A 17,385-nucleotide genomic window follows, 5' to 3' on the forward strand; every position below is an offset into this window, starting at 1 on the left:
TCAGTAGGAATATTTTTACATCAAATCTGGCCAGATTTGATTTTGAAAAAAAATTGATGGCGATTAATGTTGCATACTAGAGTATTTATGTTCACTTTATCACTTGCCAACTTTCTATCTATAGTTACTTCTCCCGCCTGTATAATTTTCCCTGGGAGTAATCTAATGCAGTCCATCCTAAGTTTTAGATCATAACTTATATCATAACCTGGTTTTTTCCATTGCTTCTAATTGCATTTTTTTGGGGTTAATAATTCTAATTTATCCTCTAAAATCGTCCCTTTTAGATTTGCTCCCTGAAAATTTGCTCCCCTAATAGTTGCACCTTGCAAATTTGCACCTGCTAAATTCGCACCTTTTAAATTAGCCCAACTTAAATCGGTTTCTGTTAAATTAGCCTCCGTTAAATTAGCTTTAGATAAAAATGCGTTTCCTAAATGAGCTTTAGTTAAATTAGCTTGATGTAGGTTAGCTTGATAAAGTTGAGCATTGATTAATTCTGCTTCATATAAATTAGCTTGACTTAAATTAGCCGTAATTAAATTAACTGCCATTAAATTAGCAAAACTGAGATGACTACGAATAAGTTTTGACCCTGATAAATCCGCATTTTTTAAATTAGCATTTTGAAAATTTGTACCAATTAAATTAGCATCATTAATCATAGCATTTTCTAGATTTGCTCCGCTTAAATCAGCACCAATTAAATTTACATAACTTAAATTTGCTGCGGTCAAAATTGCTCCACTCAAATTAGCAATACTCAAATTAGCTTGACTCAAATTAGCTGCAATTAATTTAGCTTCATAAAAAATAGCATTACTCAGATTTGCCTGACTAAAATTAGTTCGCACTAACAAAGCATGAGCTAAATTGACCTGATTGAAATTTACCCCTGCGAGATTTGCCCCTCGCAGGTTTTCTCCTAATAAATTTGCACCACTAAGATCAATTTCAACTTGAGGATGTTGATTTCTCCATTCTATCCAAATAACTGCCCCAGATCGTAATAAATTAAGATGTTGTTGATTCGCCATTTTTTCCTCCTTGCTCAAAAATTAACAAAAATTAAAGAGTTTCATACCTCATTTGTATGATCAGAAAAAATCTTTAACTTTTAATTTTTAACTTTTAACTGTTTATTCGTTCCGCTTACCTTGAGGATTTTCCCTACCAGGTGAATTTTCAATTGCTGCTAACGCTCCTGCTGCTCCTGCTAAAATATCCTGTTCCGTTCCCCCTAAATAAAGTCGGCCAAAACTACCCACAGCTTGAACTTCCAGAATATTAATTTGTGCTGCCTTTTCCGCTTCATTAGCTGCTAGTGCCGCATAAGCTGCCGGTTCAACTTCTAATACGTACAGAGTTTGTCCTGCTAATAACAGTTGTCCTCGACGAGTACGGTTAATCAATTGAGTTTGATACGCGTCAATATTGCGGATAATCTGACTAGAAACCACACGGGGTTTGAGACATTCCTGCTTTTTCACGCCCAAAAACGCCAAAATCGCATCCCCAGCGGCTCGTGTTTCCCCCTGAGAGCCAGAATGTACCTCTAAAAGTCCGTATAAACGTTCTACTACTTGCACTCCGGGACGGACAGAAGCAGATTTGAGGGCTACGTCCGTAATCTTATTGATTTCGATACCAGGGGAAATCTCAATCCATAAGGATGTATCCCCTGGTAATGGTAAGAAACCCTGGGCTACTGTTCCCATATATGCAGCGTGTTGAGGTTGCAGGTTGTCTAGAAATACGAAACTGCGTAGTTCTATGCCCAAAGTCTTAATTCTCCAGTCATGACGGTAAATGTCTTTTATTGCAACATAAAGAGTTTACCGTGAAAGTGGACTGATTGGGTAATTTCAGCCCCCAACTCCTTGCTTGATAACTCACAAGATGTCTAATAACTCAAGTTGCTAGTTATCTAGTTGAGACTGGTAATAGGTAATGGGTAATTGGTAATTGGTGATAAAATCCCTGTTTTCATCCTGTTTATCCTTTAATCTTGGACATTCTGAAATACTAGAAGTCGGGAATCTAGTTGACTGTAAACTTGATAACTTCCTTACCATCGCGGTTTTTAATTACTCGTGCCGGTACCCCCACCGCTACTGAGAATGGAGGAATATCTTTAGTAACAATAGCACCAGCACCAATAACACTACCTTTGCCGATAGTGACACCATCCAAGACCTTTACACCATCTCCTAACCAGCAATCATCCTCAATTACGATTCCCAGACGAGTAACACCTTGGCTTTTGATTGACTTACTTGGATCTGCAAAATTGTGATTATTAGCGTATATCCCAGTATGGGCTGCAATTAAACATTGCTTGCCAATTTTAATATTTCCAGGTCCAGCAATACAAACACCAGGTCCAATAAAAGTATCTTGACCGATTTCGATATAAGTATGATCAAGTGACCCTATGACAACATTATGCTCAACAATAACTCCATTTTCTAGATGAATTCTATTATTTTCGTGTCCTCTTCCATCTATACGAACTCCTTTAAAAATATAAACTCTATTACCGATTTCAATAGAATCAGTGCCAATAAATTCAATGCCATCTTGAAGATAAACTGAGCTACCTAGCCGATAAAAAATAAATTTATAAAGTAAATTACGTAACTTTACACCACCAAAAATTGTTGGTATATCGCCAATAAAAGTAGTTAGAAAAAGTTCTTGAAGCCGCTTAAACTTGGAAAATATTTGTACTTTGTTCATAACCTTATTGCTGCTAACTAATGTGATATTGGAGATGGGCAGAATTATGAAATGCCTAAAAAATCTCGCTACTATATAACCATATATATTTCTATATCTGCATTTTTATCAAACAGATTTATAGAAAAATAATATGACCAATATGAAAACCCAAGGCAATTTTCAATCTGATATTTACTAACTGGAAATTAGAGAAAATACTTTTTGATGTTTAGAACTGATATACTGAGATTTAATGCTTTAACATCACATCAAATTGCTAACTATTGCTGCACATAATTTAGCAGTTTAACAAGCTATTATAATTCAGATATTCAGTTACAAAATACCAAAATATTTATTTCAATCGAATTACATTTTTTTACGCAATTGCAAAATAGAGGTGAAATTTTATCACTACCATCAAAATGTAATTATTGAATTATTCATCAAATTTCCTGATAAGTACAATCACCTCAAATCAGGGGGGAGTATCTCCAACTTCTGCCATCACATTAAAATTAACCATCGGAGCAAATAAATAAATACTTCCCCGATTACTATAACGGCTTCTTTGCAGCCAATTTTTAGAATCTGCCGCTGTTGTAATCATAGTATGTCAAAAAATTTACTTATGCACTTTTAATTTTCGTATAAAACGCCTTTATAGTGACATAAATAATGTCCTTCTATTATCTTAAAAGACATTTATGAAATAAATATGAAGTAATAGTAAAGTTTAAGGATAAATTATGAAGATTTAAAAATCAACAGAGATTTATCATTAATACAAGTGTAGCGGGAATGCTCTCTAAAAATGTATTTATGATCACAATTTTAATTTCCCAAAATATACTTTTCATTACAGCTTTAAAAAAAAATAATAGGGAGAATGGGGGGCAGAAGAAATAATTGTTTATTTGCTGTTGTGAAATCATGGTAGCTATCTCAGAGAACATTCAGAACCGATTAACTATACAAACTGTAGAAATTGCTCCCAACACCACCGCAATTCGCTCTCTTGATTGGGATAGAGATCGTTTTGATATTGAATTTGGGTTACAAAATGGTACAACCTATAATTCATATTTAATTAGGGGTGAACAAACAGTTTTAATTGATACTTCTCATCAGAAGTTTCGTCAACTTTATTTAGACACTCTCAAAGGTTTAGTTAATCCTAAAAGTATTGATTATATCATTGTTAGTCATACTGAACCTGATCACAGTGGCTTAGTAGAAGATGTTTTACAATTAGCTCCCAGAGCAACTGTTTTAGCATCGAAAGTGGCTTTACAATTTCTAGAAGGTTTGGTACATGAACCTTTTTCTAAACGCATTGTTAAAAGTGGAGATCGAATCAAAATTGGTCAAGATCATGAAATAGAATTTGTTAGTGCGCCAAATTTACACTGGCCAGATACTATCTTTAGTTTTGATCGCAAAACTCAAATTCTCTACACCTGTGATGCTTTTGGGATGCACTTCTGTGATGATCGCACTTTCGACGAAGATTTAGAGGCAATTGAAGCTGATTTTCGCTTTTATTATGATTGTTTAATGGGTCCAAATGCTCGTTCTTTACTAAATGCTATGAAGAGAATGGGTGAACTTGGTAAAATTAAAATTATTGCCAATGGCCATGGTCCATTGCTTTATCATAATCTTGATATTCTGACTGAATTTTATCAGAATTGGAGTCAGAAACAAACGAAAACAGAAACTACTGTTGGTTTATTTTATGTTTCTGGTTATGGATATAGTGATCTTTTAGGACATAGTATTTCTGAGGGTTTACAAAAATCCGGTATCGGTGTGGAAATATTGGATCTTAGCACCGCAGAAAGCCAAGAAATTCAAGAGTTAGCAGGAAGATCATCCGGTTTAATTATTGGTATGCCTCCTACTAGTGCAATTAAAGCACAAGCCGCAATTAGTTCTTTATTAGCAGTTGCTAAAAATAAACAAGTAGTTGGTTTATTTGAATCTTATGGTGGAGATGATGAACCAATTGATACCCTGAGACGCAAATTTATTGACTTAGGTATTAAAGAAGCTTTCCCAGCTATTCGTATCAAAGAAACACCTAATGAATCTATCTATCAACTGTGCCAAGAAGCAGGAACTAGTTTAGGACAATTGTTAGTACGAGAACGCAATATTAAACAAATCAAAGCTCTTGACGTGAATATGGAAAAAGCGTTGGGAAGAATTAGCAATGGTTTATATATTGTCACTGCTAAAAAAGGTGATGTTAGTGGTGCAATGATTGCTTCTTGGGTAACACAAGCTAGTTTACAACCTTTAGGTTTTACTATTGCTGTTGCTAAAGATCGCGCTCTTGATAGTTTACTACAAATCAATGATCATTTTGTTCTTAATGTTCTTGAAGAAGGGAATTATCAAGACCTAAAAAAACATTTTCTTAAACGTTTACTTCCCGGTATTGATAGATTTACAGATGTAAAAATCCAAACTGCTAAAAACGGTTCACCTATTCTTAGCGACGCACTCGCATATATGGAATGTGAAGTTATTAATAGTATGGAATGTAGTGATCATTGGATTTTATATTGCATTGTTAATGATGGCAAAGTTTCTAAACCCGATGGTATTACAGCAGTTCGTCATCGCAAAGTAGGAAATTACTACTAATTACAATAAATAATGGATAATAAACAATAAATAAATTTTTATTATCCATTTTTAATTGCATTTAATCCATTACTTATTTTTAATTGGTAATAATCTATTATCAATTAAAAATTGTTCATTATCTAGATAATTATTTACTCGTTGCAGATAATTAATATGTCAATTCCAGATTCTTTTTCTAACGCTGTTGAATCAGCTAAAAATTGGGTTTCTCAAGTTTTTTCACCTCAACAGGTATCTATGAATGATTCCCGACCCAGAGATGTACAAATTTTACCTATTGGTACTAATACAAAAGTTCTAAGGGCGCGTAGTAAATCACGGCTCAGATTTGAAATTGAATATGCACTAGAACGCGGTACTACTTCTAACTGTTATTTAATAGAAGCAGATAAAACTGCTATTACAGACCCACCAGCAGAAGGATTTACAGAAATTTATTTAGAAGCGTTACAAAAAACAATTAATGTTCAGAAATTAGATTACATAATCTTAGGACATTTTAACCCTAATCGTGTTCCAACGTTAAAAGCAATTTTAGCAATTGCGCCACAAATTACTTTTGTTTGTTCTCTTCCTGCTGCTAATAATTTACGTGCGGCTTTCACTGACCAAGATATTAAAGTTTTAGTTATGCGAGGAAAAGAAACACTAGATTTAGGTAAAGATCATGTTTTAAAATTTTTACCTACTCCTAGTCCTCGTTGGCCAGAAGCACTTTGTACCTATGATCAAAAAACGCAAATTCTGTTTACAGATAAGTTATTTGGCGCTCATATTTGTGGTGAAGAAGTATTCGATGATCACTGGGAAAGTTTTAAAGAAGATCAACGCTATTACTTTAATTGTCTTATGGCTCCCCATGCGACATATATAGAATCAGCTTTGGAAAAAATTTCTGATTTACAAGTGAGAATGTATGCTGTAGGTCATGGACCTATAGTCCGTACTAGTTTAATTGAATTAACAAAATCTTATCATGAGTGGAGTCGCGCCCAAAAAGATAGAGAAATATCTGTAGCACTTCTTTATGCTTCTGCTTACGGTAATACTGCAACTTTAGCACAAGCAATGGCACTAGGATTAACAAAAGGTGGAGTTGCGGTTAAATCTGTTAATTGTGAATTTGCTTCTGCTGATGAAATTCGTACTACTGTAGAACAAGCAGATGGTTTTATTATTGGAACTCCCACTATTGGAGGACACGCACCTACACCTATTCATACTGCTTTAGGTATTGTTCTTTCTACGGGTGATAATAGTAAACCTGCGGGAGTATTTGGATCTTATGGTTGGAGTGGTGAAGCTTTAGATTTAGTAGAAGGTAAACTTAGAGACGCTGGATATCGTTTTGGTTTTGATACTTTGAAGGTAAAATTTAAACCTGATGAGGTTACTCTTAAATATTGTGAAGAAGTCGGTACAGATTTTGCTCAAAGCTTGCGAAAGGCCAAGAAAGTCCGTGTTCCCCAACAAGCAGCAACCCCTACGGAACAAGCCGTAGGTCGGATTATCGGTTCTGTATGCGTTATTACAGCTAAACAAGGGGATTTTTCTACGGGAATGATGGGGGCGTGGGTGTCTCAAGCTACGTTTAATCCACCAGGAATTACGGTAGCGATCGCCAAGGATAGAGCGATCGAATCTTTATTATATCCCGGTGGTAAATTCGCGCTGAATATCCTCCCTGAAGGTATTCACTTGGAATATATGAAACATTTCCGCAAAAATTTCCAACCCGGAGAAAACCGCTTTACTAACTTCCCTACAGCGGAAGCAGACAATGGTTGTACAGTATTAACCGATGCTTGTGCATATCTAGAGTGTTCAGTACAGCAGCGGCTAGAATGCGGTGATCATTGGGTAATATATGCAACTGTAGATAATGGTAAATTACTCAAACCTGATGCGATAACTGCTATTAACCACCGGAAAACAGGCTCATATTATTAATTAGGAGAAGAAGGAAAAAAGTGTTTTCTGGGTGGTTTTAGAAACCCTAATTCTTTGTCTTTAACTCTTGTGGGGTGGGCTTCTAGCCCGCCCAAAAATACATAAACTAGGTGCTTTCTAGGTTAATTAAAGAATAAAAATCCGGTTTGTAATAAACCGACAAAAAACCCTAAAATACCACCTAAGGTTACAATGGCTTGTAATTCATTTCTGACAATTCCTTCAATAGCATCTTCTAGTTCAGCCGGTGATGTAGCTTTTACTCGTTCTACAATTACTTGATCTATAGATAAAATGGGAATTGTTTGCGCTACAATCATTTCTAAATCTTTCTCTAGGTACTTTTCTAAAATTAAGGTCAAATCCCCAGCAACTATTTCTAAAGAAGTATTGACAGCTGGTGAACTACTCAAGCGATTTAGTAATACAATAGAGATCCTTTCCCAGTCAGCGGATTCTGTTAATTCTTTGAGTAAATTGCTACCACTATTTTGCAGGTATTGACGCACATTATCCCTAATAGTTTTTCGCAGTTGACGTACAGTACCGACGGGGAGATTTTGTAAAGATAAATTCTGTAATAATCCCTTAATGCGATCGCGCATTTTTAAATCTTTAATTAATTCTTGTAATCGTTCATTGGTTGCTTCTTTTTCATCTAAGCAAAATGTCCGTAACCGAGTTAGAGTATTCTTTAAACCAAACAAATTTGCAACTACCCAATAAGTACCACTGGTTTTTTCTCGAAAGCTTTCATCAATAGTTTGAATTGTCCGATCTGTTAAGAAATCAATGATAATTTGTCGTAATCTATCAGGAGGTAAAACTATCTCTAATAACCAATCAGCTAACCGGATAGATTGTTCTTCAGTGAGTTGAAATTCTAGTAGTACCTTATCAAATATTTGGTTAATTTGAGTTTCTAAAAATGTTTCTTGTCGTGCTAATACCCTCAAAAGACGGGGTAAAGATTCACCCAATAAATCCCGTAAAATTCCCGCTACAATTTTAGTAGTGCGGGGGTTTTTATCATCTTTAATTTGCTCAAATAGCAAACGTAATAACCAAAGAACTCCTCCTTGTAACCGTTCAGGTTGTAAAAGTTTCCGCGCTAGATTTTGCAGTTCTTCTGGAGTCAGTAACGACTTCATAATCGCATTAGCAATATTTTGTCCTAACCGCTCTTGATTACTAGGAATTAACCCAGGAGTAAATGGTACTTTTTTCCCAAAAATATAAACTGGTTTGTAGGGACGAAACAACATTTTTATGGCTATGTCGTTAGTATAATAGCCAATTAATCCACCTAGAATTGGGGGTGATACATATAATAAGATTTGAGACAAATCCACGGCTTTTGGATTACCTAATTACTACTAATACTCCCATCATACCGTTCGCAATGGGATAGTGTGTAACTTCCTGAAAACCAACTTGACGCGCTAACTCTATCTGCTCCCTACCCGTGGGAAAACGGTCTAAACTAGGGCTAATATAAGCATATTCTTCCTTTAAACCAAGATTAGTGGCTATAGGAACTACACAATTATCTAAATACCACTGTTGCACAGCGCGTAACTGTTGATGACTGGGACGATGAAAGTCTAAAATCGCAGCTTTAGCTCCTGGTTTGAGAACACGGTATATTTCCTGAAGACTTTTGACAATGTTTTTAACATTTCTTAATCCATATCCCATAGTAGCTGCATCAAAATAATTAGTCTCAAAAGGTAAATTTAATACATCGCCCTCTAACCAATTAATCGGAGGTTGAGGATAATAATTTTTGCAGCGTTCTTGAGCATTATTCAGTAAATTAGGGGAAAAATCAACTCCATAAACCTTTCCTGTCATTCCCACACGACGTGCTAAACGAAAGGTTAAATCACCAGTACCGCAACATAGATCTAAGCTAGTATCACCAGGTTTAGCGGCGCTCCATTTGACTGTCATTTCTTTCCAAATTCGGTGTTGTCCTAAACTTAATTGATCATTGAGTTGATCATATACGGGAGCAATGCGGTTAAATATAGTACGAATTTCGTTAGTCATTTTTCAGGAAAAAGCATAATTTTAATTTAAACCTGATCATACCAACTGACGGTTTCAACTGGGGGATTTTTACCTTGTAGGGTGCGTTAGCGACTAGTAACGCATCGTTAATAGATTTAATTTATGAATATTGGTGCGTTATCAACACAGTCCAGGAAAATTAGTAATTTATTTTTTGTCAGTCCCTAATTCTCCATAGTGACCAGCTTTAGTGATATACTCGTATAAGTGACTCAATAATGGCCTATAACGAGTTGTTTAAAACTTATTATACGCAGATTTTTAATTGCTTTTTAATTGAATTATGACAGAAATACAGCCCAATTCTCAAAATCTTGAGGATACAGCTACAGAATTATTAGTGAAGCTGAGACAAAAACAGGGTTCTTGGGTAGAATGGGGACAAGCTATCGCTTACTTGCAAAAAAACGGTTATAATCCTCAGACTATCTTTGAAGCAACAGGATTTGAACCAATTCAACAGAATCAGGTAATTGTTGGCTCTCAAGTTTATGCTTCTATGGAAAAATGTGGAGCATCAGCAGAAACATTAGCATATTACAAGCAAAAAAGCAGTGATGTGTTATATGAATTGCGTGGACTAAATCAAGAAGACCGTGCTAATACCGCTGATTTAACCTTTGAATACAAGCTTGATGCGGATGTAGTCAGGGATATAGCCAAAGCAGTTAAAGATTTTTCTTGGTTTCCTAATTTACCAGAAGGCTTCAGTAAACATCCGGGGGATGCAGTCGCTTATCAATCTTGGAAATTCGCTAAACAAAAATCTGACTTGTCCGAGCGATCGCGCTTAATAGCTAAGGGATTACGTTTTGTCCATTCGGAGAGTGCTAGAAAGCAATTAGAACAATTATTAATGGATTTTAGCGTTGCTCCCAAAGTTGCTCCACCTATCCTCCCCTTTTACCGTCTTGAATCTGATGAAGACTTACCCCGGATTTTACCCGTCATAGGTGAGTTACCATTAACACCAGAAGTCTTAAAAGCTGTACCATTGATTACGGAGATTCAACCATTTCGGATTGTCAAATTTGCCGGGGAACAAGCTTGGGTATCTTTACCTGGGTGGAAAGTGCTATTAAATGCAGAAGATCCCGTTGTAGTCATTGGTAATAGTGATATTTTCCCTAACCCCCATCAAAGCAAAGTTGAACCGATTATGATTGTCATAGATCGCGCTCAAAGAGAATGGGATATTTCCAACTACTTTGTTTTTGATAATGGGGAGAGTATTGACTTCCAATGGTTTGAAACTGCACCAAAAATTCCCTTATTGGGAAAAATGATTGTTTTAGTTCGGCCAAAGAAAGTTCTAGATGAAGAATTTACCAAAGATGCTTGGCAAATTGATGAATAATTGATCAAGAAAGGTAATAGCTAGGCTAACAAGAATCTACTAAGAAGGATTTAATTTATATACTTGGGCGGGCTAGAAGCCCACCCCACAAGAGAATGACTAATGACCAATCATCTATTATGAAACTAAAAGAAAATATTGCCGAAATTAGGGCTAAATTGCGTCCAGGACAAACGCAAATGGCTGATTGGCAATCGGGTCCATTGGCGGTGGCTGCCGTTCCTGGAGCGGGAAAATCAACGGGAATGGCTGCGGCTGCGGCCATTGCTATTGCTCGTCAATATCAATATTATTTAAATACAGGTAATAAAGAATATAAACAGTTAGTAGTTGTTACTTTTACCCGTTCTGCGACTGCGAATATTAAATCTAAAATTCGGGAAAATTTAAAAAAATTATCTTTACCACAAACAGGATTTGCAGTTTATACTTTGCACGCTTTAGCTTTAATTATTGCTAGTCGTTATCCTGATTTATCGGGTTTACAGTTAGAAAATGCGACCCTAATTACACCAAATCAAAGTCACAGATTTATTCATATAGCGGTAGAAAGATGGATTTTTAATCATCCCCAACTTTATCTTAAATTACTTGCAGGACAACAATTTGATGGAGAAGAAACGGAAAGATTACGTCGTCAGTCAGTGCTGAGAACCGAAGTATTACCAGATTTGGCTTATACTGTTATTCATGAGGCCAAAAGTTCAGGAATATTACCACAAGATTTATTAAAATGGAGTCAAATAAATCCAGATAAATATGATATTTTAACAGTAGCAGCAGGATTGTATACAGAATATCGAGAATTTATGAAATTACAGGATTTTATTGATTACGATGATATGATTTTAGCCGCTTTGAAAGTATTAGAAAATCCTAGCGCTCGTCGGATTGAACAAAATAAAGTTTTAGCTGTTTTTGAAGATGAAGCTCAAGATTCCAGTCCATTGCAAACCAGGTTATTAGAAATACTAGCTAGTCAAGAAACATTAAATTTAATCAGAGTTGGTGATACTAATCAAGCCGTTAATTCTACATTTACCCCTGCTGATCCAATTTATTTTCGGGAATTTTGTCAAGATTGTGAAAGTAAAAATAGACTAGCTAAAATGTCTCAAGCTGGTCGCAGTACACAAATAATTATTGATGCTGCTAACTTTGTTTTAGAATGGGTAAATCATCAGAACTTTGCTAAAAATAACAGCAGACAAACACCATTTATAAATCAGAAAATTTACCCTTTAGATATCAGTGACGGTAAACAAAACCCTGAACCAGTAGGGAGAGGATTAGAACTTTATACCCCCAAAGACATACATCATACAGTTGAACTAATTTCCCAAAGAGTAATTGAGTTATTTACAGAAAATCGTGAATCTTCCGCAGCGATATTAGTGCGAGAAAATCGTCAAGGAAGATGGTTAGCTACTGCTTTAGAACCAATATGTCAAGAGCATAAAATCAAACTTTATGATGTGGGAGAAAAAGAACGACGTTCTCATGTTCCTCAAGAGATTTTATCATTATTACAATTTTGCGATCGCCCTCATTCCGCTGATTATCTGAAAGCCACTTTAGATGTGCTTGTAGAACGTCAATTAATTCCTACCCAAGATATTAACACCCTAGCTATTGTTCCCGAAGAATTTTTATATCCAGGACCTTTAACCCCACCTCAAACAGAAATAGTTCAAAAAGCGGCTCATATTTGTCGGAGTTTACTTCGCGCTTATTTAGAATTACCTTTTTATCAAATAATTTCTTTTTTCGCTTTAACATTAAAATATAACCAAGGAGAATTAGCTACTGCTGACAAACTTGCAGAACGGGTAAATCAGCAAATTTTTAGTAATAGTTCCACGGGAAAGATGATATCAACTTTAATTGAAATTGTCAGTTCCGAAAAATTTGAACCAGTAGAAACAGAAAATATTGAAGAACAATATACCCAAAAAGGACAATTAACAATTATCACCATGCACAAGGCCAAAGGGTTAGACTGGGATTATGTATTTTTGCCATTTCTCCATGAAAACTTAATTCCGGGAAGATTTTGGATTCCCCCCCAGTCCCAATTTTTAGGGGATTTTAGTTTATCAGAAGTCGCACGCGCTCAAATTCGCGCTTTCCTTCATCAAAAACCCATACCTGATATTCAGCAAGCTGGAGAAGAATCAAAATATCTGAAAATTGCAGAGGAATATCGTTTACTTTATGTTGCTATGACGAGAGCAAAAAAACTGTTATGGATGTCTGCGGCTGAAAAAGCCCCTTTTACTTGGAATAAACCGGAGAATTTACAACCAACAACCCCTTGTCCAGTTTTTGCAGCTTTAAAACGTCAATTTATTCAAAATATCTGCAACAATTGACAATTGATAATTATTAATTAATAATTGATTATTAGCAATGAATAACTAACAACGAAATTTTATGGTCGCAACTCCAAGTTATAACTACATATCCCCCACAGAATATCTCCAAGGGGAAGAAAACAGTCCTATTAAGTATGAATACAGGGACGGAGAAGTCTACGCAATGGCAGGTGCTAGTAATACTCATGTAATTATTACACTTAATATTGCTTCAATGTTAAGAAACCATCTGCGTGGAAGTGGTTGTCAAGCTTATATTTCCGATACAAAGGCACATATTGAGTCAATTAATACCTATTACTATCCTGATGTCATAGTTAGTTGTCACCAAAAAGACAAGGCTTTTCATAACTTTCTGCGTTATCCCTGTTTAATTATCGAAGTCTTATCCCCTACCACAGAAGCCTTTGATAGAGGTGATAAATTTGCTGACTACCGAAAATTACCATCACTTCAGGAATATGTACTAGTGAGTCAAAACCGCATCAGTGTAGAAGTTTTTCGTCGTAACTCAGAAGGACAATGGGTACTTTATAGTTATGAACCTGGGGAAAATATTCATTTAGAAAGTATAAACTTTAACTGTTCTATAGCAGATGTGTATGAAGATGTAAATTTTGGAACTGCTGCTGGAGAAGATCTAATTGTTTAAACTTACGTCACTCTTGTGGATTAAAAAGATAAAAATTCATCACTTTAATTGTTGACCACACCTTTTACAAAATTTAGCATCTGTATCATGAAAAGCTAAACCGCAACCTTCACAAATAGTTTCCACCTGATTTGCTGTTTTTACTAATCGTTTAATTAGATCTCCAATTTGCCAAGGAATCAGCGCCACTCCTGTTAAAATCATTAATACTGTCAATAAACGACCTAATTCAGAAATGGGAATCACGTCACCAAATCCCACGGTTGTCATTGTCACAATTGAGAAATAAAAGGCATCTAAAAAAGTGTTAAAATTATGGGGATTAAGTGGATGTTCGACTTGATAAATTAACCCAGAGAAAACAAAAATTATGGCAAATAAAGTAAATAATATTCTGGCAAAAATTACACTATCTTCATTACTAATACTACCAATTAAAAATTTTTTGTCAATAAATCTCAGTAATCGTAAGATACGAAACCAGCGTAATAAACGGATAAAACTAATATCTGCTAATCCGATCAAAGATGGTAGAATTGCCATTAAGTCAATAATTGCATAAAAACTCAGAATATACTTAACTCTATCTTTCGTACTCCATAAGCGCAATAAATATTCCGCAGCAAATATCATTAATATACAAGTATCTAATATTCTTAACTCTAAGTGAGCATCTTCAGGAATACTATAGGTTTCTGCGACAAAAATCCCTGAAGATACTAACACTAATAAAGCGATAGTTAAACTAATTACTTTACCTATAGATGTTTCTATATCTGTTAGGTAAAACTCTACTTTTTCTCGATTTATCACCATTTTTCATCCAAAAAATTATGGGGAATAATTACAATTTTAAATTTAAACAAAACTCTTAGTTAAGTTATTTAGTTATTTGTTATTTTTCCCCAATTACCCATTAACTATTAACCATTACCATTAAAACCTTAAACCCACTCCACCTTGTAAAGATAAAGCCGTACTACCACTATTACGATCAGCATCAAAGGCAATAATAGCATTACCAAAAATCACAGTATTACTATTAGGAACAACGTAATCAATTCCTGGTTGCAAAGCAAAGCTAATTTTATTACCTACAGGAGAAACTGCATCACTACTATTGATGACTAATCCAGCACCTAAATAAGCATCAGTTTGCCAGTTGAGAGGGATATCATAGGAAACAGTAGGTACTATTGCTGTTCCTTTGCCAATTAAGGCTTGAGTGCGGAAAGAAATAGGGGTTTCCAGTAACTTATAACGAAAAGCCAGGACTGCACCTAATTGACTATCCTCCGTCAATCCAACAGTAGGACCAATGCCAACATAACTACCATAGGCTACTTGAGCTTGTGCGGGTTGAGAGTTGACAGCTAAACCCAAAACTGTGACTACAGACATCAGTCCAAACCAATGCTGAATTTTTTTCATCACACCACTCCTAGCAGAATCTAAATACTAAGTTAATTTGTGATTATTTGTATTTATGGACAACGAGAATGTAGTCCACCTTTAGTACAAATTAGGGCTAATTGTTGAGGATCTAAATTTTTAGCTTTACTAAAATCTACTCCTTGAACTGAAGCATTTTGTGAACCAAGATCAGGAGTTTCTACAAATTTGTCTGACTCTTGTTTACCTGTAAACAGAATTGCACCTTGAAAATCCGCTCCGGCTACATTTGCTCCCCGTAAATCGGTACGACTTAAATCAGCATTTCGTAAATTGGCGTTTTCTAAGTTAGCTGATTGCAAACTAGCGCCAGTAAGTCGAGTAGTACTGAGGTTCGCATCACTAAGATTAGCATAATCTAAATAGGCTTCGGATAAATCTGCACCTTGCCAATCAGTTTTAGTTAAATTTGCATAAGCTAATTGTGTACCGACGGCAGAAACACGAACTAAATGAGCCGCATATAAATTTGCTTCTGTTAAATTTGCATCGCTTATATCTGCATTAGTTAAGCTGGCATTTTCTAAGAGTGCATTGCGTAAATCTGCACCTACTAACTGGGCGCTACTTAAATTAGCACCAAATAACCGGGTATAGGATAAGTTGGCTTTGTTAAGAGTAGCGCGACTTAAATCACTTTGATTCATCAAAATACGACTTAGATTGGCATCAGTAAAATTAGTTTGCTTTAACTGAGCGTTACTTAAATCTGCCATGGTATCATCGTAAGTATCCCAACGTCCATCTTCGCCTACACTACGGAAACGACTACCTTGGAAATTGCCTTGGTTGAGATTTGCAGATTTCAAGACAATTCCTGATAAATCAACGTTGTTTAGTACCAATTTGAATGACGAATTTCCCCCAGATCCTTGAGAACCTAATTGAGCATTGCTCAAGTCAATATTGTTAATTTTGCCACCATAGATAGCTAGAATTTTGTTGATTACCTGCTGGGTGAGAATTAACTGATTTTGTCTAAATTCCCAGTTTGAACTTTTCCCCATAGATTCTATTTCCCCAGCTAAAAACTGATTCACGCGCTTTAATTCTGGCATGGCTTTTAGCCCTGTATTAGTTAAAGCTTGTTGAATCGTATCCAGGGTTTGGGGGTCTGTTTCTTTTACCAGTAAATCAACTAGTAATTTTATGGATTGTGTGTCATTCATGCTACCCAATGCTAAAACGGTTTTTTGACGCTCTTCATTGGTAACACCGTTGTTGGGATTAAGTGCTTTAATGAGTTCAACAAACTTTTGGCTATTAGTTTGTTCGCTTCTGCGTTGGCTTTCTTGGGTTTGGATATAGATTTGTGTACCTATTAAAGTTGATAATACAGCAATCATACTAGTCAGCCCCACCAAAAACAGGCTGAAATTAGAATTGCTTCTCTGGGAAAGGCTGGAAATAGATTGTTGACTGGAGAAACTATCTACATTATCTTCATGTATTTTTGATTCTTCACCAGACTGACTGAAAGTGCTTTTAGCGTCTATTGTATAAGTCCGAGCTAATTGGTCATGAAAGGATCGGTGATGCTTTTGTCCAGGCCAACCCTTTGCCTCTGCCAGGATAATTAACATAGTTAAAGATGTAAACAGAGATAAGTTGGGAAAAATAAAGCTGTAGCGCCAGAGCAGATAAGCTGCGGAAACTGGTACAGTCCAGCGCCCTAATCCTTCTCTGACTACTATTGCACTTAATCCGGGGGCTGCTCCTTCTGCATTAACCACCCGCACACCAAACCAACGCTTGGGAATGGTACTACCGGTTTGAGCTAATAAATACAATTGCCACCAGGAAAAGGTGGTGGGTAATAATACAGCTAGAGTCCACAGGATATTAGTCGGCCAGGCTACATTACGAATACCATAATTTACGGGTAATGCTAGAGGTCTAGCGATCGCTTTTTCTGTGACTACTAGGATCGGATTGAGGGGGACTCGCTGGATATCACTACGGGAATCTATATATGCACCCAAAGCATAAGGAACTAACCCACTGGCAATAAAGAGGGTTATTTCCACCGTCCAAGCCGCAAAACGCCTAGCTGTTAGTGATGTAATATTGACTTTTTTCGGTTCTTCTGGGTGGCTAGATTGATTACTGCTTCTCCCCATAATTGGATTCGCCATTGGATAATTACCTAT

At 35.9% G+C, this 17,385-nt stretch carries 14 protein-coding genes; 5 read left to right on the plus strand and 9 right to left on the minus strand.

The genetic code is table 11. The features are described from left to right. Positions 1-227: 227 nt before the first annotated feature. The 4 genes from H6F62_RS00415 to H6F62_RS21140 form a co-directional block, all read right to left on the minus strand. Positions 228-1,037, minus strand: a complete 810-nt coding sequence (locus H6F62_RS00415; protein WP_137906439.1) for a pentapeptide repeat-containing protein — start codon at positions 1,035-1,037, stop codon at positions 228-230. Between the two features lie 102 nt (positions 1,038-1,139). Further along, on the minus strand, positions 1,140-1,781 hold the full coding sequence (locus H6F62_RS00420) for a hypothetical protein (RefSeq protein WP_028083111.1): 642 nt from the start codon (positions 1,779-1,781) through the stop codon (positions 1,140-1,142). 259 nt (positions 1,782-2,040) lie between these two features. Next, positions 2,041-2,739: an acyltransferase gene (locus tag H6F62_RS00425; RefSeq protein ID WP_137906440.1), complete on the minus strand. Its 699-nt coding sequence runs from the start codon at positions 2,737-2,739 to the stop codon at positions 2,041-2,043. A 460-nt stretch (positions 2,740-3,199) separates the two neighbouring features. Continuing rightward, positions 3,200-3,331, minus strand: coding sequence for a hypothetical protein (locus H6F62_RS21140; protein WP_255501491.1), 132 nt, complete (start codon positions 3,329-3,331; stop codon positions 3,200-3,202). Between the two features lie 323 nt (positions 3,332-3,654). On the opposite strand from H6F62_RS21140, the gene H6F62_RS00430 reads away from it, so the two are divergent. Next, a complete protein-coding gene (locus tag H6F62_RS00430; protein ID WP_137906441.1) occupies positions 3,655-5,373 on the plus strand; it encodes a diflavin flavoprotein in 1,719 nt (572 codons plus the stop codon). Positions 5,374-5,613: 240 nt separating this feature from the next. Beyond that, positions 5,614-7,326 carry a diflavin flavoprotein gene (locus tag H6F62_RS00435; RefSeq protein WP_137906534.1) on the plus strand — a complete coding sequence of 571 codons (1,713 nt, stop codon included), beginning with the start codon at positions 5,614-5,616 and terminating at the stop codon, positions 7,324-7,326. A 122-nt stretch (positions 7,327-7,448) separates the two neighbouring features. Here the strand turns inward: H6F62_RS00435 and H6F62_RS00440 are convergent, their stop codons facing one another. Beyond that, positions 7,449-8,678 (minus strand): DUF445 family protein, encoded by a 1,230-nt coding sequence (locus tag H6F62_RS00440; protein WP_137906442.1) that lies wholly within the window; start codon positions 8,676-8,678, stop codon positions 7,449-7,451. A 10-nt stretch (positions 8,679-8,688) separates the two neighbouring features. Next, a complete protein-coding gene (gene ubiE / locus H6F62_RS00445; protein ID WP_137906443.1) occupies positions 8,689-9,378 on the minus strand; it encodes a bifunctional demethylmenaquinone methyltransferase/2-methoxy-6-polyprenyl-1,4-benzoquinol methylase UbiE in 690 nt (229 codons plus the stop codon). Between the two features lie 304 nt (positions 9,379-9,682). Here ubiE and H6F62_RS00450 point away from each other — a divergent pair, with 304 nt between their 5' ends. The 3 genes from H6F62_RS00450 to H6F62_RS00460 all read left to right on the plus strand — a co-directional run bounded on the left by H6F62_RS00450 (position 9,683) and on the right by H6F62_RS00460 (position 13,783). Then, positions 9,683-10,756 carry a RuBisCO accumulation factor 1 gene (locus tag H6F62_RS00450; RefSeq protein WP_190371068.1) on the plus strand — a complete coding sequence of 358 codons (1,074 nt, stop codon included), beginning with the start codon at positions 9,683-9,685 and terminating at the stop codon, positions 10,754-10,756. Positions 10,757-10,875: 119 nt separating this feature from the next. Continuing rightward, positions 10,876-13,128 (plus strand): ATP-dependent helicase, encoded by a 2,253-nt coding sequence (locus H6F62_RS00455; protein WP_242025881.1) that lies wholly within the window; start codon positions 10,876-10,878, stop codon positions 13,126-13,128. 61 nt (positions 13,129-13,189) lie between these two features. Beyond that, entirely contained in the window at positions 13,190-13,783 is a 594-nt protein-coding gene (locus tag H6F62_RS00460; protein ID WP_137906446.1) for a Uma2 family endonuclease, read from the plus strand. Between the two features lie 39 nt (positions 13,784-13,822). On the opposite strand, the gene H6F62_RS00465 is transcribed toward H6F62_RS00460, so the two are convergent. From H6F62_RS00465 to H6F62_RS00475, 3 genes are all read right to left on the minus strand, one after another. Further along, positions 13,823-14,599, minus strand: a complete 777-nt coding sequence (locus tag H6F62_RS00465; protein WP_137906447.1) for an ion transporter — start codon at positions 14,597-14,599, stop codon at positions 13,823-13,825. 120 nt (positions 14,600-14,719) lie between these two features. Then, positions 14,720-15,214 carry a hypothetical protein gene (locus H6F62_RS00470; protein WP_137906448.1) on the minus strand — a complete coding sequence of 165 codons (495 nt, stop codon included), beginning with the start codon at positions 15,212-15,214 and terminating at the stop codon, positions 14,720-14,722. A gap of 53 nt (positions 15,215-15,267) precedes the next feature. Further along, on the minus strand, positions 15,268-17,370 hold the full coding sequence (locus H6F62_RS00475; protein WP_137906449.1) for a pentapeptide repeat-containing protein: 2,103 nt from the start codon (positions 17,368-17,370) through the stop codon (positions 15,268-15,270). Positions 17,371-17,385 lie beyond the last annotated feature (15 nt).

The sequence above is a fragment of the Anabaena sp. FACHB-1391 genome (genome assembly GCF_014696755.1).
GTDB classification, from domain to species: domain Bacteria; phylum Cyanobacteriota; class Cyanobacteriia; order Cyanobacteriales; family Nostocaceae; genus Dolichospermum; species Dolichospermum planctonicum.